The sequence below is a fragment of the Adhaeribacter soli genome, assembly GCF_008727925.1.
Lineage (GTDB): Bacteria > Bacteroidota > Bacteroidia > Cytophagales > Hymenobacteraceae > Adhaeribacter_A > Adhaeribacter_A soli.
This window is the reverse complement of the sequence record NZ_VTWT01000011.1, coordinates 15,375-35,305: the sequence shown is the minus strand read 5'-3', so window position 1 is coordinate 35,305 and position 19,931 is coordinate 15,375. Positions and strand designations below refer to the sequence as shown.

The 19,931-nt window shown below is 48.5% G+C and carries 19 protein-coding genes and 1 tRNA gene; 5 read left to right on the top strand and 15 right to left on the bottom strand.

Going from position 1 to position 19,931, the window contains the following annotated elements; all coding sequences use genetic code 11:
- Nucleotides 1–6 precede the first annotated feature (6 nt).
- The 13 genes from F0P94_RS16955 to F0P94_RS16895 all read right to left on the bottom strand — a co-directional run bounded on the left by F0P94_RS16955 (nucleotide 7) and on the right by F0P94_RS16895 (nucleotide 14,500).
- A complete protein-coding gene (locus tag F0P94_RS16955; protein WP_150905261.1) occupies nucleotides 7–2,406 on the bottom strand; it encodes a TonB-dependent receptor in 2,400 nt (799 codons plus the stop codon).
- 472 nt (nucleotides 2,407–2,878) lie between these two features.
- The gene (locus tag F0P94_RS16950) at nucleotides 2,879–3,583 is read right to left on the bottom strand and encodes a fatty acid desaturase (protein ID WP_150905259.1); all 705 of its coding nucleotides are present in this window, start codon (nucleotides 3,581–3,583) and stop codon (nucleotides 2,879–2,881) included.
- The gene (locus F0P94_RS16945) at nucleotides 3,580–4,071 is read right to left on the bottom strand and encodes a VOC family protein (RefSeq protein WP_150905256.1); all 492 of its coding nucleotides are present in this window, start codon (nucleotides 4,069–4,071) and stop codon (nucleotides 3,580–3,582) included. Before F0P94_RS16945 ends, F0P94_RS16950 begins: the two co-directional genes overlap by 4 nt.
- A 30-nt stretch (nucleotides 4,072–4,101) precedes the next feature.
- On the bottom strand, nucleotides 4,102–4,947 hold the full coding sequence (locus F0P94_RS16940) for a 4-hydroxy-3-methylbut-2-enyl diphosphate reductase (RefSeq protein ID WP_150905254.1): 846 nt from the start codon (nucleotides 4,945–4,947) through the stop codon (nucleotides 4,102–4,104).
- A 26-nt stretch (nucleotides 4,948–4,973) separates the two neighbouring features.
- Complete coding sequence (locus F0P94_RS16935) at nucleotides 4,974–5,666, bottom strand: lycopene cyclase domain-containing protein (protein WP_150905252.1); 693 nt, start codon at nucleotides 5,664–5,666, stop codon at nucleotides 4,974–4,976.
- On the bottom strand, nucleotides 5,666–6,190 hold the full coding sequence (locus tag F0P94_RS16930) for a hypothetical protein (RefSeq protein WP_150905251.1): 525 nt from the start codon (nucleotides 6,188–6,190) through the stop codon (nucleotides 5,666–5,668). Before F0P94_RS16930 ends, F0P94_RS16935 begins: the two co-directional genes overlap by 1 nt.
- 487 nt (nucleotides 6,191–6,677) lie before the next feature.
- Nucleotides 6,678–7,511 (bottom strand): phytoene/squalene synthase family protein, encoded by an 834-nt coding sequence (locus F0P94_RS16925; RefSeq protein ID WP_150905249.1) that lies wholly within the window; start codon nucleotides 7,509–7,511, stop codon nucleotides 6,678–6,680.
- Between the two features lie 76 nt (nucleotides 7,512–7,587).
- On the bottom strand, nucleotides 7,588–9,066 hold the full coding sequence (locus F0P94_RS16920; protein WP_225307259.1) for a phytoene desaturase family protein: 1,479 nt from the start codon (nucleotides 9,064–9,066) through the stop codon (nucleotides 7,588–7,590).
- 98 nt (nucleotides 9,067–9,164) lie between these two features.
- Nucleotides 9,165–9,677 carry an RNA polymerase sigma factor gene (locus F0P94_RS16915; RefSeq protein WP_150905429.1) on the bottom strand — a complete coding sequence of 171 codons (513 nt, stop codon included), beginning with the start codon at nucleotides 9,675–9,677 and terminating at the stop codon, nucleotides 9,165–9,167.
- A 357-nt stretch (nucleotides 9,678–10,034) separates the two neighbouring features.
- Nucleotides 10,035–10,919, bottom strand: a complete 885-nt coding sequence (locus tag F0P94_RS16910) for a MerR family transcriptional regulator (RefSeq protein ID WP_150905247.1) — start codon at nucleotides 10,917–10,919, stop codon at nucleotides 10,035–10,037.
- Nucleotides 10,900–11,388 carry a sterol desaturase family protein gene (locus F0P94_RS16905; protein ID WP_150905245.1) on the bottom strand — a complete coding sequence of 163 codons (489 nt, stop codon included), beginning with the start codon at nucleotides 11,386–11,388 and terminating at the stop codon, nucleotides 10,900–10,902. The genes F0P94_RS16910 and F0P94_RS16905 overlap by 20 nt, the downstream gene beginning before the upstream one ends.
- Nucleotides 11,389–11,431: 43 nt before the next feature.
- Nucleotides 11,432–12,205, bottom strand: coding sequence for an enoyl-CoA hydratase/isomerase family protein (locus F0P94_RS16900; protein ID WP_150905243.1), 774 nt, complete (start codon nucleotides 12,203–12,205; stop codon nucleotides 11,432–11,434).
- 189 nt (nucleotides 12,206–12,394) lie between these two features.
- Nucleotides 12,395–14,500 carry a ComEC/Rec2 family competence protein gene (locus tag F0P94_RS16895; protein WP_150905241.1) on the bottom strand — a complete coding sequence of 702 codons (2,106 nt, stop codon included), beginning with the start codon at nucleotides 14,498–14,500 and terminating at the stop codon, nucleotides 12,395–12,397.
- A gap of 198 nt (nucleotides 14,501–14,698) precedes the next feature.
- Here F0P94_RS16895 and F0P94_RS16890 point away from each other — a divergent pair, with 198 nt between their 5' ends.
- Nucleotides 14,699–16,039 (top strand): M23 family metallopeptidase, encoded by a 1,341-nt coding sequence (locus F0P94_RS16890; protein WP_150905239.1) that lies wholly within the window; start codon nucleotides 14,699–14,701, stop codon nucleotides 16,037–16,039.
- Between the two features lie 249 nt (nucleotides 16,040–16,288).
- Here the strand turns inward: F0P94_RS16890 and F0P94_RS16885 are convergent, their stop codons facing one another.
- Entirely contained in the window at nucleotides 16,289–16,711 is a 423-nt protein-coding gene (locus tag F0P94_RS16885) for a GNAT family N-acetyltransferase (RefSeq protein ID WP_150905237.1), read from the bottom strand.
- Nucleotides 16,712–16,804: 93 nt separating this feature from the next.
- Entirely contained in the window at nucleotides 16,805–17,809 is a 1,005-nt protein-coding gene (locus F0P94_RS16880; RefSeq protein ID WP_150905235.1) for a PhoH family protein, read from the bottom strand.
- 101 nt (nucleotides 17,810–17,910) lie between these two features.
- Between F0P94_RS16880 and F0P94_RS16875 the strand changes: the two genes are divergently transcribed.
- The 4 genes from F0P94_RS16875 to F0P94_RS16860 all read left to right on the top strand — a co-directional run bounded on the left by F0P94_RS16875 (nucleotide 17,911) and on the right by F0P94_RS16860 (nucleotide 19,919).
- Nucleotides 17,911–18,681, top strand: a complete 771-nt coding sequence (locus tag F0P94_RS16875; protein ID WP_150905233.1) for an SAM hydrolase/SAM-dependent halogenase family protein — start codon at nucleotides 17,911–17,913, stop codon at nucleotides 18,679–18,681.
- A 179-nt stretch (nucleotides 18,682–18,860) separates the two neighbouring features.
- Nucleotides 18,861–19,181 carry a putative quinol monooxygenase gene (locus tag F0P94_RS16870; protein WP_150905231.1) on the top strand — a complete coding sequence of 107 codons (321 nt, stop codon included), beginning with the start codon at nucleotides 18,861–18,863 and terminating at the stop codon, nucleotides 19,179–19,181.
- Between the two features lie 50 nt (nucleotides 19,182–19,231).
- Entirely contained in the window at nucleotides 19,232–19,765 is a 534-nt protein-coding gene (locus tag F0P94_RS16865; protein WP_150905229.1) for an iron-sulfur cluster co-chaperone HscB C-terminal domain-containing protein, read from the top strand.
- Nucleotides 19,766–19,835: 70 nt separating this feature from the next.
- A tRNA-Leu gene (locus tag F0P94_RS16860) sits at nucleotides 19,836–19,919 on the top strand.
- Nucleotides 19,920–19,931: the final 12 nt, after the last annotated feature.

Genomic DNA, 19,931 nt, shown 5'->3' with positions numbered 1-19,931 from the left:
CAGTTCCTAAAAATCGATCTGCACCCCAATGCTAGGCAGGCGGGTTCCGGAAGTATTCTCCAGCAACTTGTACTGGTACGTAGCTGCATCCGCCGGTATCGGTCTTCCGGCATCATCCCGGAGCACCACAAATACCGGTTGATCCTCCGTTTGGGTATTCAGGATGTTCTCCACGTCGAGGTAAAAATTCAGGCTCCATTTCTCGAAGAAGTACTTTTTATCGATCCGGAAATCAAGCTGGTAGAAAGTGCCTTTTCGTAGGGAATTAAGCAGGCGGTAATCGGGCAGCCCGCGGCCGGTTACATCAAAAACGGCCCGTTGGGCGCTTCTTTCCAGATCGAAGGGGGTGTACGGCGAACCGGTAGTGAAGCGGAATTTAAAACCGGTTTCCCAATTCTTCGGCAACTGTTTGCCGCCGGTTAAACTTACAATATGGCGGCTGTCCCAGGAAGAAGGCACGTAGTTATCGTTCCGGTCCTTAAACTCGCTTCGCACAAATGTATAAGCCAGAATCCCGTAATAACCTTTCAGGAGTTTCTGCTGCACCAGCGTTTCCACGCCGTAGGCCCGGCCCTCCGAAACCGATTTTACCGGTGCATTGCCCACTACCCCAAAATCGCCGCCCAGATTTGCCAGCGAAACCGAGTCGCGGAGCAGGAATGGATAACGGCTGTAATTCTTGTAAAAACCTTCCACCGTTATTTTGCCGTTTTGCAGCGTATTGTATTCCAGACCGGCCACCAAATGTTCCACGGCAATGTATTGCACGCCGTTCTGCTTATTCTCCAGGTCGCCCTCTGCGTTTCGGAAACCCAGCACAGTATAAGGCGGTAACTGGTAATAACGCCCGGTATTCAGGTTCAGGCTCCAGCGAGGCAGAAACTGGTAGGCCACCGAAAACCGGGGCGAAAGTTGCTCCAAAGGGTTTTGCATGGCCGCCGAATACGAATTAAAATCGGTCCGTAAACCACCGGAAAGCGAAAGTTTATCGTTCAAGAACGTTTTGCTCAACTGGGCGAAAGCGCCGAATTTATGGATGTTCAGGTCGGTTTTGTAATCTACCGTTTGCAGGCCGGCAGGCGTAGATAGTTTGTTGAAGGTCCGGTTGCGGTAGGTGGCAAATTCGTAGTTCAGGCCGGCGGTGGTGCTCCAGCCTTTTTGGGTGGTATAATTTTCGAACCGGAATTTATTTTCAATTTCTTCTGAACGGTAATCCAGCACCAGGTTTTCCGCCAGGCTTTCATCATTATCGCGGTACTTAATGGCCTCGTTGTTCAGGTGGTTACGGCTTACAACAAAGGTCTGGTTGCTGCGGTTGCTGAAGTGCTCGTATTTGGCGCCAGCCGTGTAATTCCATTGCGTATTGACCGGCAGGGAAGCTAAAAGGTATTTCTGATATTCAGTTTCGTTGGCCTGCAGGTTCAGTTTAAAATCGTCGAGCGCGCCGAGGCCAATCAGGGTAATGCGGTTTTTGCTGTTCAGCCGGATGGTATTCTTGAATTGAAAATCGTTGTAGGTAGGCAGAAAAGAAAGGTCGAGCGCCTTAAATAAAAACTGCAGATAAGAGCGCCTTACCGAAAAAATAAAGCTCGATTTCTCCGACAACGGCCCGTCAACGGTCAGTCCCACATCGGTAGAACCGGCCAGAATCGTGTATCCCAGTTTATCTTCGCGGCCTTCCTTCAGCTTAAATTCCAGTACCGAACTAAGTGCATTGCCCCGGCTGGCCGGAAAGGCCCCGGAATACAGATCCACGTTGCGCACAAAATTCGGATTGATAAGGCCAACCGGTCCGCCGGAAGCGCCTTGCGTGGCAAAGTGGTTGATGTTGGGAACCTCAATGCCGTCGAGGTAAAAACGGTTCTCGTTCGGCGAGCCGCCCCGGATAATCAGGTCGTTCCGGAAAGAGGTAGAAGTAGCCACGCCCGGCAACGATTGCAGCACTTTCGAAACATCGCGGTTCCCCCCCGGATTCCGCTGAATTTCAGCAATGCCTAGGGAACGCAAAGAAACCGGGCTTTCGGGCGTTTTTACGAACGGCGAGGCCACCACTTCCACCGCCTCCAGGTTCTGGGCTTCTTCTTCCAGGGTTATATCCAGCTGGGTAGGCCGCGAATTTTGAACTGCCACTTCCGGCACCACTTTCTTCCGGAAGCCCACAAAACTGACCTCCATATTATAAACGCCCGGCTGCACTTTGGTGATTTCGTAAAAGCCGTTCTCATTTGCCGTAGTGGCAAAGCTGGTGCCCTGTAATCCAATCACGGCAAATGCCACCGGCTCGTTGGTAAGCGCATTCAGGATCCGGCCGCGCACCACCCCGCTCTGGGCCAGTACCGAAAAGGGCAGTAAAAACAACAGGAAAAGAAAAACAGTAGCTTTCCGGAAGAAAAAAGTAATGCTCACGCGAAACAGGAATTAAGACAACCTGCACCTTAAACAGGATTCAGGCTTTTTTGTTTAACATTTCACCGTAAATGTAAAACATTTTCAGTAAATGATGTGCTTAAATTCCTCTAAATACGATTTTTGAGAATAGGGTTTAACCGACGAGGTTCATGCCCGGTATTTACCTGGTCTGCACTCTATAGCCGTCAGGCCTAACCGTTTTATTGCGTCATCCTGAGCACAGCGAAGGACCTCGTCGGCTCCCGGTAGAGTGCATCCTATTTAATTCCGACGAGGTCCTTCGCTGGCGCTCAGGATGACAAATAGCAGACGGTGCCGCCACTGGAAACTAACTTTTGATGTCATACCTCTTTAAGAACTACACACAAAATTTACCCCCACTCGGAATGACCACCTTTTTATTAGTCTGACGACTATGATTTGCTCTCTAAAAAGGCTAAGATTAGGTCACTTTCAGAAGAACCCACTTCTAAGAAACCCTTTGCTGCAACCGGTCTTTTTCCTGATATAATTTCCACCAGGGCAGGTAAGGCTTTTCGTGGTGTTCGTAATGGTAGCCGAAGAAATAGCAGCTCAGAAAAGCCCAGAGGTGATTGCGTTTGAGCGTGGTGGATTTGTGCCGGTTTCCGGCTTCGTGCTCGCCTTTGTGCGGTTGGTAGGTACCAAAGTAAAAGAGTTGAAATGTAGCCAGAATGGCCGGCAGCATCCAGTACAGAATCACGTTTTCTATGGGAAAGGAATACTTCAGCAGATTAAACGTAATTGCCATAGCCAGCATTTGCGGCCAGGTGATGTATTGCTTCAGAAAACTGAAATACCAAGGCCAGAACCCGCCGCCGTGGTAATCGGGATCCTTTTCGGTGGCTACAAAATGATGGTGCTCGTGATGTTTGGGCAAAAGGCGCGGATACCAGTTAAATGCAAAAAGCAAGGCGCAAATTGTTCCGATGAAGGTATTCAGCTTTTTATGACCGGGAGCGGCTACGCCATGCATGGCATCGTGGGCGGTTATAAAAAGACCGGTGTACAAATGCGTTTGCAGCAGCAACAAAATATAAGGCCAGGGCTTCGAAAAATCAGTAGGAAATTGCAGCGAAAAAGAGAGTAAGGCTGCCCAGCAACCAACGATCAGGATAGCAATTAGTACTCCGGTATAGGTAAAAGCTGGTTTCACGCCAGTTCTTTTAAAAGCCCTTCCAGATCTAAGCGGTGCGTGTACATTTCGATGCTACCGTCGGCTTTTTTGGGCCATTCTTCCCGCGGACGGTCGTGGTAAAGCTCCAGGCCGTTCTGGTCGGGGTCGTTCAGGTACAGGGCTTCGGAAACGCCGTGATCCGAAGCGCCGGTTAACGGGTAGCCTTTTTCCATAAGCCTTTTGCAGATTGCCGCCAGATCCTTCCGGGTTGGGTACAGAATGGCCGCATGAAACAAACCGGCACTTCGCACCGGCGCCGGCGAAGCACCTTCGCTGTACCAGGTATTCAGGCCGATATGGTGGTGATAGCCGCCCGCCGAAATAAAAGCCGCCTGGTCGCCGTACATGGTAATCAGTTCAAAACCCAGAATGCCGCAATAAAAATCGAGGGAGCGCTGCAGGTCCGAAACTTTCAGGTGCACGTGTCCGATACAGGTTTTGGCAGGAATAGTATATTTTTCTTCCATAAAAGTAGCCGGTGAAAAAGGAGTTTCTCCTTAATACGAAAGTAAAATATTCCGGACGTTTTCCATGAGCCACATGGGCGTAGAAGTTGCCCCGCAAATACCTACCCTTTCGCCGGAGGCAAACCATTCCGGCTGCAACTCTTCCGGTTTGGAAATAAACCAGGTGTCCGGATTGGTGTCTTTGCACACATTATACAACACCTTGCCGTTGGAAGATTTGGTGCCGGAAACGAAAACGATCTTATCGAACTGCCGGGCAAACTTGCGCAACTCTTTATCGCGGTTCGATACCTGGCGGCAAATGGTATCGTTGGCGTCTACGGCAATGCCTTTTTCTTCGAGGGTGTTTTTTATGCGATAGAAACTATCGGTGCTTTTGGTGGTCTGGCTGTAAAGGGTAAGGTTAGCCGGAAGTTCGTGCTGCAAAAGTTCATCCATCGTTTCGAAGACCACCGCCTGGTTACTGGTTTGCCCGAGCAAGCCCCGCACTTCGGCGTGACCGTGCTTGCCGTAAATAAAAATGTTGTCGCCTTTGTCGAAAGAGCCTTTAATACGGTTCTGCAGTTTCAGTACCACCGGACAAGAGGCATCTACCAGGTTCAGGTTATTTTCGAGAGCCATTTTATAGGTGGAAGGCGGTTCGCCGTGCGCCCGGATCAGCACCGTTTCATCCTGAAGCTTTTCCAGTTCCTCGTACCCGATAATGCGCAAGCCCTTCTGAACCAAGCGGGCTACTTCTTCGTCGTTGTGCACAATGTCGCCGAGGCAATACAAGTGGTCCTGTTCCGCCAGTATATCTTCCGCCATTTGAATGGCATAGATCACCCCGAAGCAAAAGCCGGAGCCGGAATCGATCTGTACGTGCAGGTTTAACATTTTTGTGTAATAGTTATTATTAATTCTTAAACAACCTGAGTTGCAATTTGTTTTCGCCGGCTCAGAAAAAATTCGAAAGCCGTAACCGGCAATAGCAACAGCAGCATCGAGTACCAGGCATCTTCCACCGGAATGGTATAAATGCGGTGCCCCAGGTTGAAGTCATTATTGTACCAAACAATCGGGATGGCCGTTAAGATTCCATTCACCAGCAGAAACGGGATCAGGTGCACCAGGTAGGCCCGGTAAAACTTGCCCAGCAATTCGTTGCCAATTACTTTCAGGTGCACAAACCACATGAGCACCAGGAAAACCGCCGTGGCCGAGGTATAAAGCCGGGGCAAATTAAACACCGCCAGTAAAAGCAGAAGCGGGATCAGCAGGAAGGTAAACGTGCGGGCGTGCCGCTGAAAAATGCTTTCGCCGAAATAAACATTCAGGCACTGGTAAATAAAAACGCAGGCGTAGGGAACGGTAATAAAAAAGAGGATCTCTTCGAGGGGTAAACCAAAAATATAAATGCCCACCAGGTATTCCGGATTGAAGCCCCAGATGCCGCGTTGGGTAAAATAAATATCCCAGGGAATAAAGATGAGGGCGTTTACAACAAGCGCCGGAAATAAAGCAGGCCAGGTTTTATAGAAAGCCACCCGCTTATCGAAGGAAAGAACGAAGGGGAAAAAGATGGTAAATACGTTAAGCCAGAGGTAAATGTACATCAGATTTTTATGGTTCGAAGCTGTTGCTTTTCCTGGTCGCTGCAATGGTCGGCGGTGAGCAGAAAATCACGCATGATCTTTCCCGGTTCCGCATCCAGTCCCGACTTCGGATACTTGAATAAACTGTTCAGAATTATACGGCGGTCTTCTTCAACGTTGTTGCTCAGGTTCAGGTAACGCGGCACGTAATACTCCACGGTGTAACGCAAAAAACGGATCTCAGCATTGTCCGGATCGAGCTTTACGGCCTGGTCAAAAATGGCTGCCGAATTTTTCAGGTGTTTCAATTTGGCGTACGGGCTCCAGGCGTACTTGGCCATTACCGCTTCCGAGGCAGCTTTAAACCCTAAAATTACCGGCTCTCTTCCATCATATTGGGCCATGTGCTTATAGAATGCTTCGCCGGCGGCCGCTTCTTTGGTAGCCTGGTGGTAAAACTGCCTTAATTCAGAAACCCGGTAAACTTCGGCCGTGCCGAATAGAAAACCACAAATCAGAAACGCGTAAATAGTTAACATTCCCATAATACCAACAGTTAAAAAAAACAAAAAACAGGACTAAAAAGGTAGCCGGCCTTTAACCTGATAACCGTTATTTTTACGCATTGGTTGCATTTGGGTATATGCCTTACTTGCAGTTTTTTGAACTTAAACCCAGCATTTTAACACTTTCCCTAATTTTTACGCTGTCTTTTCTTATCGTTCGCTGCTCCCGTTTTTTTGCACTGAAATTCCTTTTAATTTATATTATTTAAATGCCATTTTAAAACCAACTCCAAGCTATCTAACTCTAGGCTATCTCATAAATACAACTGTCATCCTGAACGTAAGTGAAGGACCTTGTCGGCTTTCAGCAGAAACGCTAGCAATAACAACATTGCTTTACGCCGATGAGTTGTTTCGCTATCGCTCAACATGACAAACACAATAATAAAATAGCTTTTAGTATATATGTTTCGTTCTAAGCTCCCGCAAAACGATAGCAAAATCTTAAAAAAAACCTGCTTACGCCCTAGATCGTGTTCAGCCGGTATTTTACGTAAGAACCCAGCAGCAAAGCAAGCTTGGTATTATCCGGCACCCGGACCCGTTCTTTTACAATGCGGGTAGCCGACAAGGCCTGAATTTTCCGGAACAGCTTCAGGTAATACACATACGCTAGGTAAACGCCCATGCGGGCCGACCGCGGTAAGTCCACAATTCCGGCATAAGCGTTCCGGAAATCCTGTTCAATATCGGCCTCTATTTCCGCCTTGGCGCAATTATCGAAGCATTTAAAATCTACCTTCGGGAAATACACCCGGCCGCGTTCGTAGTAATCGCTCTTAATATCCCGGAGGAAGTTTACTTTCTGAAAAGCTGCACCCAGGCTTCGGGCTGCATCTTTTAATTTGTCGAATTGTTGCGTATCGCCCTGGCAAAACACCTGCAGGCACATTAAACCCACCACTTCGGCCGAGCCGTAAATGTATTCGTCGTAAAGGTTCCGGTGGAATTGCAGTTGTTTCAGGTCCATTTCCATGCTGTTCAGGAAGGCTCTTATATACCCATGCTCTATGCCGTACTCGCGCACCACCAGCTGAAAAGCATGCAGCACCGGGTTCAGGCTGATCCCATCCTCAATAGCCTGCCAGGTACTTTTACAGAAATCTTCGAAAAGTTTTTCGCGGTCGTGGTCGTGGAAAGTGTCTACAATCTCGTCGGCAAAACGCACAAACCCATAAATGGCATAGATCGGAAAGTGAAGTTTTTTATCAAGCGTTTTAATACCCAGCGTAAAAGAAGTGCTGTACCGTTCGGTTATCAGTTTGCTGCATTCCAGGCTGGTCCGGTTAAAAAGCTCCATCGGCTACTTTATTTAAAACGTAATTCTGAATTTTCCTTTTCCCTCTCTTCCTTCCTCCTGCACTGCTGTTTTTAAATTAACTGTATTCTTTATGCACCTCGGCGGCTACCACCTGCCCGGAAATGAGCGAAGGCGGCACCCCTGGGCCCGGCACGGTAAGCTGCCCGGTATAAAACAGGTTCTTAACTTTTCTGCTTTTCAGGCTTGGTTTCAGAATGGCCGTTTGCCGTAAAGTATTGGCCAGTCCGTACGCGTTGCCTTTAAACGCATTATAATCTTCTATAAAATTGGCGTGGGCATAGCTCCGTTTGTAAACCACGTGCTCCCGGATGCTTTGCCCGGTCAGTTTTTCCAGTCGCTCCATTACCAGGTTGTAATACTTTTCCCGAATGGTTCCGGTATCGACCAAACCTGGCGCCACCGGAATCAGTACGAACAGGTTTTCACAGTTTTCCGGCGCTACTCTGCGATCGGTTTTAGAGGGAACCGAAACGTAGAAAAGCGGCTTGTCGGGCCACTTCGGATCTTCGTAAATTTCCCGGGCGTGCTTGCCAAAGTCTTCGTCGAAGAAAAGGTTGTGGTGGGTTAAGTTTTTGAGCCGCTTGTTAACGCCCAAATAAAAGATAAGCGAAGAAGGCGCCATTACGCGCTTGTTCCAGTAATCTGGTGTGTAGCTTTGCGAAATTCCGGGCAACAAACTGCTTTCTACGTGGTGGTAATCGGCGCCGGCTACTATTACATCGGCTTCGAAATAGCCGTTTTCGGTTTTTATGCCTTTCGCCCTACCCTTTTCCAGCACAATTTCTTTCACCGTCTGGTTATAGCGGAATTCCACGCCATTTTCTTCGGCCAGGCATACCATTCCCTCCACAATTTTAAACATGCCACCCATCGGGTACCAGGTTCCCAGGGTCATGTCGGCGTAGTTCATCAGGCTGTAAAGCGCGGGGGTGTTCTCTGGCAGGGCACCTAGGAAAAGCACCGGAAATTCCATGATCTGGATGATCTTCGGGTGGCGGAAAAATTTGCGGATGTGCTTGCGGATCGATTGAAAAACGTCCAGCTTCAGTACGCCCAGCAGCAACTTTGTATCCAGAAATTCGGAAACCGACCTTCCCGGCTTGTACACCAGTTCGTTCATACCCACCTGGTACTTAAAAGCCGCCTGCTTTAGAAATTCCTCCAGCTTCTCCCCGCTTCCGCGTTCCAGTTTTTCGAAGCTTTCTTTTAAAGCCGGAATGCCCGCCGGCAAAGCCATAAAATCGTCCGGGCCGAAAACCACGGTGTAAGACGGATCGAGCCGGACCAGTTTGTAATATTCAGATGTGCGCCGTCCGAACTTTTCAAAGTACTTATCAAAAACGTCCGGCATCCAGTACCAGCTTGGCCCCATATCGAAGACAAAACCCTGGTGACTAAAACTACGGGCGCGGCCACCGGGAGTAGCGTTTTTTTCAAGCACCGTTACCGAATAGCCTTCGTGCGCCAGACTGGTGGCGGCAGCAATTCCCGAGAACCCTGCCCCGATAACGATCACCTTTTTCTTATCAGCCACCTTGTTTTATAATTTATCAAAATACTTAAACAAAATTCAAATTTACTTCAGGTAACTTTTAACGTGATTAATGCTGTTACGTTGTCTCCTGGCAAAAATTAATTGTAGCTGTAAACCTGCAGCAGCTTCTTCAACTCTTTGCGGGCAATATGGATCCGGTTCTTAACCGTACCGATCGGGATCTGCAGCGTTTCGGCAATTTCCAGGTATTTATACCCGATGTAATACATCATAAAAGGCGTTCGGAAATCTTCGTTCAACCCGTCAATTGCCTGCGAAATATCGGCCATTACAAACGTGGCCGTGCCGCCATTGTAAGTGATAAATGTCTCATCGGAGTTGAAATACTGGAAATATTCGGCGCTATCGATCTTGGTGCTGCGTTTGGTAACCTTGTTGTAATTGTTAATAAAGGTGTTGCGCATGATCGTGTAAAGCCAAGCTTTCAGGTTGGTACCGGCCTTAAATTTATCTTTATTCAACAGCGCCTTTAACAGGGTTTCCTGCACCAGATCGCGCGCGTCGTCGGCATCGCGGGTCAGGGTTAAAGCGGCAGGACGGAGGGATACTGAGATTTTCTGAACCTGGTTGGTAAATTCTACGGAAGTCACGGCGTTCATAGGTTTAAATACTCGGTGGAACAATAGTACAACTTATTTTTATCCGACGCGAATTTTTGTTTAATATTTTTCAATTTTTATTAAACAATAATTTCCCAAACCTATACCTGGCATAGGCTGATTTTAAACCGGGAAACTCGCGGAATAATTGAACTAACGGAAAACCGGAAGGAACAGATCACGCCTCCAATGAATATTACCGGGATTAGGTTGGATTTATCCGCAAACGCCAGGAATCCAAAGGTGAAGGTTGGATACAGATTTTAACATATTAGCAAAGCGCCAACCAATTAAAGAAAGGAAGGGCTAAAACAAAACGGTAGAAAAAAGAAGGGATAACTGCAGCCGCTACAATTGCGCTATAGTGGAAATAAAATCAGTAACAAGGTTAAAGCGCTTTATATTGGCCGGCATTTCTAAAAAACCGTGCTGCACCTGTGCGCCATAAACCAGAATAGTGGCTTCGGGAAAATCCTGGGAAAGGGTATTAAGGTAGGTTTGTACCTGATCGCGCTCCGGAGAGGAAGTAATGGCCGTAACCAGGTAAGGAGCCTGATACTGTTTTTGCGCGGCAATAAGATCGGTGTGCGGCAGGCACTGCCCCAGGTAAAGCGTATGGCGTTTGCGGACCCGAAGCAGGTAGCTCATAAAAAGCAAAGCCAGTTCGTGGAGTTCGCCTTCCGGCAGAAACAGCAGAAACCCATCGGCGGCCTGCCGGCTGCCCTGCACCTGCCCGTCTATGGCCACGATCAGTTTCTGGCGGATCAGGTTGCTGACAAAATGCTCGTGCGCCGGACAGATATTGTTCGTTTGCCAAAGGATCCCGATCCGGTTCAGGAAGGGATAAACAATTTCCAGCATGGTTTTCTCGAAGCCGAGCTGCAGCATGGGCGTGGTCAAAGCCTTGTCGAACTTTTCTTCATTCAGTTCGATCATGGCCACCAGCAGCGCGTTAATTTGCAGGTGCTTGTCGCTTTCGGTTGCTGTGGCCAGGGCCAGAATTTCGTCCGCCACCTGAGTAGCCGACATTTTGGCAATCCGGGAAATTTTGTAGCCTTTTTCGTTCAGCAGCGAAACGTTAAGGAGCATTTTCAGGTCGGCATCGGTATAGAAGCGAATGTTGGTACCGGTGCGTTGTGGCGCCAAAAGCCCGTAACGCTGTTCCCAGATGCGGATGGTATGGGCTTTAATGCCCGAAAGGTGCTCGAGTTCTTTAATTGAGTAGTGTGCCACCGGCTACGTTGCGTTGAGACGCTGTCTTTTTTGCTAAACGAATGAATTTAGGATGTACCCACAGCATACCGAACGATTCAGAGCCGTCGCGGCCGCGGGTTTTATGATGCACTCTATGGGCGATGTCCAGCGCGCGTAAATAAACGTTGTCAGCTTTTCCGAAGATCTTCAGCCGGCGATGAATATACAGGTCGTGCACCACAAAATACAGAAACCCGTACAAGCTGATGCCGGCCCCGATCCAGAACCGGAAATCCATGTTTTCGGAACCGTAAATAAAGCAAAGCATGGCCAGCAAACCGTAGTACGCAAAAAAAAGGTCGTTCCACTCGAAGAAACTTTTTTTCGGCGTATGGTGCGACCGGTGGAGTTTCCAGAGAAACCCGTGTAAAACGTACTTATGCATTAGCCAGGCTTTTACTTCCATCAGGCCGAAAGTTAAAAGCATGATCCCGATTCCGATTATCATACTTAACCAAAACTGCCAACCGGATTTTTTGTTTCAGGAAATTTTACCAGGTAAGCTTTTCCTTGTTCAGGAACGATGCAATTCCTTTCTTACAATCTGCGGTACCCCGGGCGTTGGCATTCATTTCGGCGGCGTATTCCAGGCCCTTTTTCAGGCTTTTGCTTTGCACGTTCGCAATCATTTCCTTCGTAAGTTCCATAGATTGCTGAGAGTTTTCGGTGCAAAGTTTCTGGGCAAATTTGTATACCGCTTTTTCCAGATCCTCGCCCGAAACCACGTAATTGATCAGTCCGATCTGTTGCGCTTCGGTGGCCGAGATCAGGTCGCCGGTTAGCAGCAGTTCCTTGGCTTTGGCCTCGCCAATCTTACGGAGCAGAAACACTTTTACAATGGCCGGAATAAACCCGATCTTTACTTCTGTGTAACCAAACTTCGCTTCCGGTACGGTAAACGAAAAATCGCAAATGGTAGCCAGGCCGCAACCGCCCGCAATGGCGTGCCCGTGGATCTGCCCGATCACCACTTTTTTCAGGGTATAGATCAGGTAGAAAAGCTGCATGAGGTGGGTGGAGTCTTCCAGGTTTTCCTTGTATGTATTGGCCTGAAGCTGCTGCAAATATTCAAGGTCGGCACCGGCGCAGAAGACCGGACCGTTGGCCCGGAGTACCACTACTTTACTGGCTTCGTCGTTTTCGGCGTGCTCAAAAGCATGCTTCAGTTCGGTAACCATTTCGTAGTTCAGGGCATTACGCTTTTCTACCCGGTTCAGGGTAATATAAGAAATGCGGTCGCGGGTTTCGTATTCAATAAAGGCCATTCGTGAATTCCGGATTAGGTTGGGTGCAGGTTAAGCGCTGGAAACTGATGTCTCTTTAGGAAACTGCTGTCTCTTAAATAACCACGCTGCTGCTGTTTATGTTTTCGGCAATGCATGAAGCCCTGCATAAAGGCCGCCTTGCTGCTGGCCAAAGATACAGAATTCCCGAAAAATAAAAACCGGCAACGTTTAAAGCTGTACCTCAAACGCGCCGCTTGTATTTACGTCATGAAAAGGCAGGTTTGCCGCTTGTAGATTTTCGCCCTGCCGTTTTACGTACCAACCGGCATTGGAAGAATCGAAAACCAGTTTCCGGAATTTAAAATTGCGTTCGAGTTTTTCGGGTGAAATCCATACGTTTTTTCGGAGCACCAGGTAATCGACTTCTACCGGCGTTCTCAGGTCCTGCTTCAGCGGTTCTTCCAGGCATAAAATCTTCAGTCCGCGCCAGACCAATAAACGCTGCCCGTTCACTTTTCTAAAAGGAAGAAATTCACGTTCCTCTTCGCTCCAATCCTGAAACGCGATCTTATTTACCCCGGCCGTTAAAAAAGCCGGCTCCAGGTTAAAGTTAATGGCCTGTTTGTTCTGAATAAAGACAGAATCGGCAAAAATGGTAGCTTCCTGGTCTAAAAAACCCATAACCGACTGTTTCGGAACGACAAACACAATAAACTTCTGCTGACCTGTTCTGGCAAATACTTCTTTGAAATGAATAAAGGAAATAATGGCCAGGGAAGCACAAGCCAGAGCCAGCATTTTCAACCGCGGCCGGGCCAGAAAAATGAGCAGCAGCAAAATAAAAATGTAAAAAAGCACGGCCTGAAACCCGGTGAATGGGATTCGGTTTATCAGCGCATAAGGCAGTTTTTCCAACCCCATCATCAGCTCGTTCATCAACCAGACCAAACCCTGCATCAGTTTTCCTAAGGCAAAACCTAGATACGGAACCCAACCGAAAAACAGTACCGAAAGGCCCACATAAAGGATACCCGTTGAAAGCGGTACGGCAATTATATTGGAAAGCAGGAAATAGACCGGGAACTGATGAAAATAATACAAACTCAGCGGAAACGTCCCGATCTGAGCCGCCAGGGAAACACTGGTCAAGGCCCATAACTTATCGGCCCAAAAATTTTCGAACTGCAGTAATTTATAAATGCGGGGCTGCAGATAAAGGATAGCGATTACGGCCAGAAAGGACAACTGAAAACCCACATCGAACAGGTAGTACGGATTAAAGCTCAGCAGCACGAACGCCGTAATAGCCAGGGTGTTGTACATATTATTGCGCTTCTGGAACACCCGGGCAATAATTACGAACGAGAACATAACCGCTGCCCGGAGTACCGACGGCGACAAAGCCGTAATGAACGCGTAACTCCAGACCACAAACAGTACCACCACCGCCGAAAAAACCCGGTGCGAAACCGCCGACCGTAACCGCTTCAACCCAAAACTTAAAATGGTAAACACCAAGCCCACGTGCAACCCGGAAACCGCCAGTACGTGCATGGTACCGGTATTGGAATAAGTGGCTTTAATTTCATTTTCCAGTTCGTCTTTAATACCCAGCACCAGGGCCGAAGCAATACCATATTCCCGGTGCGAAGGCACCAGTTCCCGGAAGATCCGGTCCAGGTTGTGCCGCAATTTTATACTGAAGGCCATGGCCGGATTGCGGATATTCTGCCCGATCACCCTGAACTGCCCTGGATACAGATACTGCTGATGATGAATATTTTGCGTAGCCAGGTATTTCCGGTAATTGAATTGTCCGGGGTTAAGCGGCAGCGGCACTTGTTTGGGTTCCCCTTTAATCAAAAGCACATCGCCGTATTGCGGCCTTTCCATACCAGGCTCCTTCCGGAAAGATACCTGCACCTGCCCTTCTGCCGGCAGCCACTTCCCGTTTATGCGCACCTTCTGTAAGCGAAAAGTGGTTTGAAAAATGGTAGGTTTTTCGAGTAAAAAGTCGTTCAGGTAGCCTACGTAATGGGTCACCTTTCCGGATTTATGCAGCAGGTGCGCCGGATCGTTTTTCTGGGTGCGTAGTTGGGTAAGCGCCCACCCGGCAAAGGCAAAACAAACCATCGCAAGTATGCCCGCTACAGAAAAAAGAAACCTGGACCGCCGGGATTTTGCAAGCCCGAATACCAATGCAAAGCAGCCGCTGCTTCCCAGAAACCACCAGAAAACCGGCACTTGTACATGCTCAAACTGAAACGCCAGCAGGATGCCCGCTACCAAAGCCAGCGTAAGGCGGATAAAAGGAAATGGCGCCCAATGGTTCATAAACTTCCGGGAAGTAGCTTACAAAAAAATAACAGCTTGTAATACGGAAATCATGGCTCAGGGATAACATATTTTACCCAAATAAAAACTGCTTTATTCCGAAAAGGCATTCAAAGGGGCGAATGGAATGCTTCGGAACAGAATTTTGTTAAAAACTGAAGTGATATCACTTCTTCAAAACTGACACAAATACTTCCGATGCATAAAAATATATTCCGAACCACGTGGCTGCTTTTCACTCTGGTGTTGCTGCTGACGGGTTGCGGGGGAAAACAGGCAGTACAAACCATTTTCCAGAAACGCACCCCATACGAAGCCTATGCCCATAACCTCCGGGAAGCCAACCTTCACAAAACGGCGCTTGGACAGGCCTGGATCTCCGCGGGACAAAAAGCTCTGCAGGATTCGATACTGATAAAGCTGCCTTACCAGGAAACCGGTTACTTCAAAGCCGATAAGCCCAGCGCTTCCAGTTATACCTTTATGGCCCGCGAAGGCGAAATGATTGAAGTAAAAGTAACCACCCGCACCAATCAGGATATCAGGCTTTTTCTGGATCTGTTTGAAGTTGGAAGTCTGCAGCCCCGCGAAACCAGACACGTGGCTGCCGCCGACACCACCAACCTGCACATGGAATACAAAGCCGACAACAACCTGCCGTACCTGGTGCGGCTGCAACCGGAACTCCTGCAAAGCGGCAGCTATACCATTACTATTATCACAAAGCCGTCGTTAGCCTTTCCGGTACAGGGTAAAAACAGCAGCGCCATCCAAAGCTTCTGGGGCGCCGACCGCGACAACGGCAGCCGCCTGCACGAAGGCGTGGATATTTTTGCGCCCAAAGGCACGCCGGCCATTGCAGCAGCCCGCGGCATCATAACGCGCGTTGATGAAACGCCCCGCGGCGGGAAAGTGGTCTGGCTCACCGATACCGAAAACCGCCAAAGCATTTACTATGCCCACCTCGATAAGCAATTGGTGCAACCCGGCCAGAAAGTAAATATCGGCGATACCTTGGGTTTAGTCGGAAATACCGGCAATGCCCGTTCGACTCCTGCCCACCTGCATTTCGGCATTTATACCTTTGGCCGGGGCGCCATCGATCCGTATCCGTTTATTTATGACGCGAACCAGAAACCGGAAAAAGTAAAAGTTAACGAAAAATATTTCGGGGAATGGGGCAGAACGGCGAAAAACAATACTTTTATCCGGCGATCGCCGGAGGCCAAAGCCGAAACGGTAAGCAAATTGCCTAAAAATGCCGCGGTGCTGGTGCTGGCCGGCACGCAAAACTGGTACAAAGTGCAGCTTCCGAACGGCGCTATCGGCTTCCTGCACAAAGACAACTTTGCCGCCCTAACCAAACCAATCGAAACCCAATCCCTGAAAGCCGACACCGAACTTACCGAATCCCCAAACCTGACCGCCTCCCCTGTTGCCGCCCTAAAAAAGGACACCAAAGTTTCGGTTCTGGGTTTCTTCGAAGCTTTTCAATTAGTAAGGCTCGCCGATGGGACTTTAGGTTGGCTGAAAAGCTGAAAAGAGACTTTTTAGATTTCTCAGAATTAAAGGCAGCCCGGTGGATTTTTGTCTGAATCAGGATTTACAGAATTTTCAGAATTCTCAGGATTTTCTCACAATTTATAAAGCTACCGCTCTTCCGGACATCTGTGTCCGGAAACAACCTGCCGGGGACATCCTTGTCCCCGTTTTTATCCCTGCAGATAGGAATGTCAGAGAAGCAGCAATCAAAAAAAAGCCCTCCCTGTTTTTAGCCGTTAGGTAGGATCACAGCACCATTTTAAAATGCTCGATATCACACTCGCTGAACATCTCCCCTACTTTCTCAAAACCATGGCGGGCATAGAAATTCATAGCGGGTACTTGTGCGTGCAGGTAAATGGTTTTGCCGGCATGTAAAGGCAGTACATCGGCCAGTACCTGTTTTAAAATGTAGCCGCCTACTTCCTTATTCCGGAATTCCGGCAAAACCGCAAAGCGCTCCAGTTTTACGCCTTTATCGGTTTCACGCCAGCGGGCTACGCCAGCCGGTTCGCCGTTGTAGGTTGCCAGGTAATGTGCGGCAGTTTCTTCAAACTCATCGTATTCTTCTTCCCGCGGCACGTGCTGCTCTTCCACAAATACTTTCTGCCGGATGTCGAATACGGTTTCTAAGTCTGCAGGATTATCTATTTTCTTTACTGAAATCATAGGATTTTGGGGTAAAAAAGTAAGCCGTTCCGGAAGCGAGATGCACTTTACCGGAACGGCTTAAAATTCTTAAATATTTACGAGTTTCTGAAATTAGCTTTCGTTGGCCATGCGTATCGGGCGGTCTTCGGTCCGGTATTCCGGCACCACACGCTCTTCAAACTTGGTATAAGCATCAACAATGTCGCGTACCAAACGGTGACGCACCACGTCTTCCGATTTCATCTCCACAAATCCGATCCCTTTCACGTCGCGCAAAATGTTGAGTGTTTCGCTTAAGCCGGATTTCTGTTTTTTCGGCAAATCGACCTGAGAACGGTCACCGTTTACCACTACTTTAGCGCCTTGCCCCATACGGGTCAGGAACATTTTCATCTGCATCGGTGTGGTATTCTGCGCTTCATCCAGCAGCACAAATGCACTGCTCAGGGTACGGCCACGCATATAAGCCAGCGGCGCGATCTCGATGATCTTGTTTTCCTGGTAGAACTTCAGTTTCTCGATCGGGATCATGTCTTCCAGGGCATCGTAAATTGGCCGCAGATACGGGTCAACTTTTTCTTTCATGTCGCCAGGAAGGAAACCCAGGCTTTCACCTGCTTCCACCACCGGGCGGGAAATGATGATCTTCTTTACTTCCTTGTTCTTCAGGGCCCGCACCGCCATGGCCACCGCCACGTACGTTTTACCGGAACCGGCCGGACCAAGCACAAATACCAGATCGTTTTTCTCGATGGCATCTACCAGTTTCTGCTGATTCGGTGTTTTCGCCTTAATTACGTTCCCGCGGCTGCCGTAGACAATCACGTCCGGCGAAGTCGGGATCAGTTCATCGTCACCTTCCAGATCGGGCGATAAATAACGGTTCACGCTGGTATGCGTAATTTTTCCGTACTTATGGTAATGATCGATCAGGGAGGACAGGATTTCGTTTATTTTGGTGATTTCGGGCGTTTTGCCCTGGATCTTTATTTCATTTCCCCGCGAAATGATCTTACTGCTTGGGAAGGCAGCAGCCAGCTGCTTAATATTCTGATTTTCAATTCCTAAAAAATCGATCAGGGAAATATTTTCTAAGGTTATTATCTTTTCTACCAAAAGCTTTCTTTTTTAATTAAAAGGTTAATTTCGTTTAGTATGCAATAATTAAACTACTTTTGTATATATTACAATAGTAAGTAAAATATAGTTTCGTTACTATGCGTATCATTACTTTTTTGTCCGATTTTGGTTACATCGACCATTATGTGGCAGCCGTAAAAGCGCGCCTGCTCAGCAGCCAACCCGATGCCCGGATCGTAGATATTTCCCATGCTATTGAACCTTTCGATATTGCCAACGGCGTGTACGTGCTTTCGGCCGTATTCCGCGATTTTCCGGAAGGCACTGTGCACCTGATAGCCGTTGATACCCAGGGCGGAAAATCCGGCAAATTTCATGCAGCAAAGTACAAAGGCCACTATTTTCTGGCGGCCGATAACGGTATGCTGTCGCTGCTAACCGAATCGGAACCGGAAGAACTGGTAGAAATTTCAACCGAAGCGCCCCTTAGTGCTCCGGCCCGCGACATTCTGGCTCCGGCCGCGTTGCACCTGGCCAACGGCGGCAGCCTGGAAGACCTCGGACCGAAAACGACCCACATGCGTCAGCTGCTCAACCGGCAGTTAAGGCTCAATGACCATGCCATTACCGGCCACGTCATACACGTAGACCATTACGGCAACCTGATCACCAACATTACGCGCGACAGCATCGAAACCATCGGCCACGACCGGACATTCACGATTCATTTTGCCCGCGAAAAAGTAACCCGCATCTCCGAGCGCTACAGCCAGCCCCCGGAAGGCGAATGCGTATGCGTGTACAATAACCAGAACTTCCTCTGCATCGGCATAAACAAAGGCAACGCCGCCGAACTCCTGGGCCTCGATTTCGACTCCCAGGTAGACGTACATTTCCCTCCTTCTTAGTGATTAATGATTAGTGATTAGTATTTAACATCTAAAGACCCAAGGGCAAAGCTGAAAAAGCAAATTTGATTAAACTTGCCTTTCAGGAGAAACCATGCTAATTACGCCATGGAAATACCTACTAATCATTAATTACTAATCACTAGCTACTATTCACTAATCACTATTCACTAAAACAGATGCTTATCCGCATGGTGCGCATGGTCTTTCAGCCGGAAAAGGTGAAGGATTTTCTGCTTGTTTTTAACGATTCGAAAGATAAGATCCGCGCGTTTGAAGGTTGCCGGCACATGGAGCTCCTGCAGGACCTGAACGACCCCAACATTTTTATGACCTACAGCTACTGGGATTCGGAAACGCACCTGAACAACTACCGCAAATCGGAACTTTTCGGGCAGGTCTGGCCGGCTACCAAAAAGCTTTTTGCCGCCCCGCCCCAGGCTTTTTCCGTACACCAGATTACCGACGATCTGTTACCAGATCTGCTGAAAAAACCGTAGGATTCTGGCCTGAAAAACCAACCAGCCTGCTCCCAACCTTACCCGCAACTATGAATTACTTCGAATTTTATACGATTCCCGAAAGCTTTTACCCGGACGAGAAAACCGTAAAAGCCAAATTCTACGAAAACAGCCGCAAATTCCACCCCGATTTTCATGCCGGGGCCGCGCCAGAAAAGCAGCGCGAAATTCTGGAGCTTTCTACCCTGAACACGAACGCTTACAAAACCCTTAGCAATTTCGAAAGCCGGCTGCATTACATTTTAGAGCAGCACGGCCTGGTTGGCGAAGGCACAAAAAACGAACTGCCGCAAGCCTTCCTGCTCGACATGATGGACCTGAACGAGCGCCTGATGGACCTGGAATTTGATTTCGATCCGGAAGCCGTAGCGGGCTTACAAACTGAATTCGATACCGTTTGGGGTAACCTGGAAGCGGAAGGACAACCGCTGCTGGAAAGCTACGCCGAACTGACGGAAGCTGAAAAAACACAGGCCCTGGAACACATAAAAATTTATTACCTGAAACGAAAATACCTCTTGCGCATTAAAGAAACCTTGTCTACATTTGCAAACCGTTCCTGAAAAGGGATTTATTCAGAGCTGTGCCGATTCGACCCCAGCTCTGAGTATTGAAACAGGAATGCTACCAAATGCCCAGATGGCGGAATCGGTAGACGCGTTGGTCTCAAACACCAATATCTTCACGGATGTGCCGGTTCGACCCCGGCTCTGGGTACAAAAGCCTGAT

What these genes read in the sequence shown, in the direction of transcription:
- F0P94_RS16945 (WP_150905256.1), bottom strand. Translation starts at nt 4,071, where the DNA reads ATGGAAGAAAAATATACTATTCCTGCCAAAACCTGTATCGGACACGTG.
- F0P94_RS16940 (WP_150905254.1), bottom strand. Translation starts at nt 4,947, where the DNA reads ATGTTAAACCTGCACGTACAGATCGATTCCGGCTCCGGCTTTTGCTTC.
- F0P94_RS16935 (WP_150905252.1), bottom strand. Translation starts at nt 5,666, where the DNA reads ATGTACATTTACCTCTGGCTTAACGTATTTACCATCTTTTTCCCCTTC.
- F0P94_RS16930 (WP_150905251.1), bottom strand. Translation starts at nt 6,190, where the DNA reads ATGGGAATGTTAACTATTTACGCGTTTCTGATTTGTGGTTTTCTATTC.
- F0P94_RS16925 (WP_150905249.1), bottom strand. Translation starts at nt 7,511, where the DNA reads ATGGAGCTTTTTAACCGGACCAGCCTGGAATGCAGCAAACTGATAACC.
- F0P94_RS16905 (WP_150905245.1), bottom strand. Translation starts at nt 11,388, where the DNA reads ATGATAATCGGAATCGGGATCATGCTTTTAACTTTCGGCCTGATGGAA.
- F0P94_RS16900 (WP_150905243.1), bottom strand. Translation starts at nt 12,205, where the DNA reads ATGGCCTTTATTGAATACGAAACCCGCGACCGCATTTCTTATATTACC.
- F0P94_RS16895 (WP_150905241.1), bottom strand. Translation starts at nt 14,500, where the DNA reads ATGAACCATTGGGCGCCATTTCCTTTTATCCGCCTTACGCTGGCTTTG.
- F0P94_RS16890 (WP_150905239.1), top strand. Translation starts at nt 14,699, where the DNA reads ATGCATAAAAATATATTCCGAACCACGTGGCTGCTTTTCACTCTGGTG.
- F0P94_RS16885 (WP_150905237.1), bottom strand. Translation starts at nt 16,711, where the DNA reads ATGATTTCAGTAAAGAAAATAGATAATCCTGCAGACTTAGAAACCGTA.
- F0P94_RS16875 (WP_150905233.1), top strand. Translation starts at nt 17,911, where the DNA reads ATGCGTATCATTACTTTTTTGTCCGATTTTGGTTACATCGACCATTAT.
- F0P94_RS16870 (WP_150905231.1), top strand. Translation starts at nt 18,861, where the DNA reads ATGCTTATCCGCATGGTGCGCATGGTCTTTCAGCCGGAAAAGGTGAAG.
- F0P94_RS16865 (WP_150905229.1), top strand. Translation starts at nt 19,232, where the DNA reads ATGAATTACTTCGAATTTTATACGATTCCCGAAAGCTTTTACCCGGAC.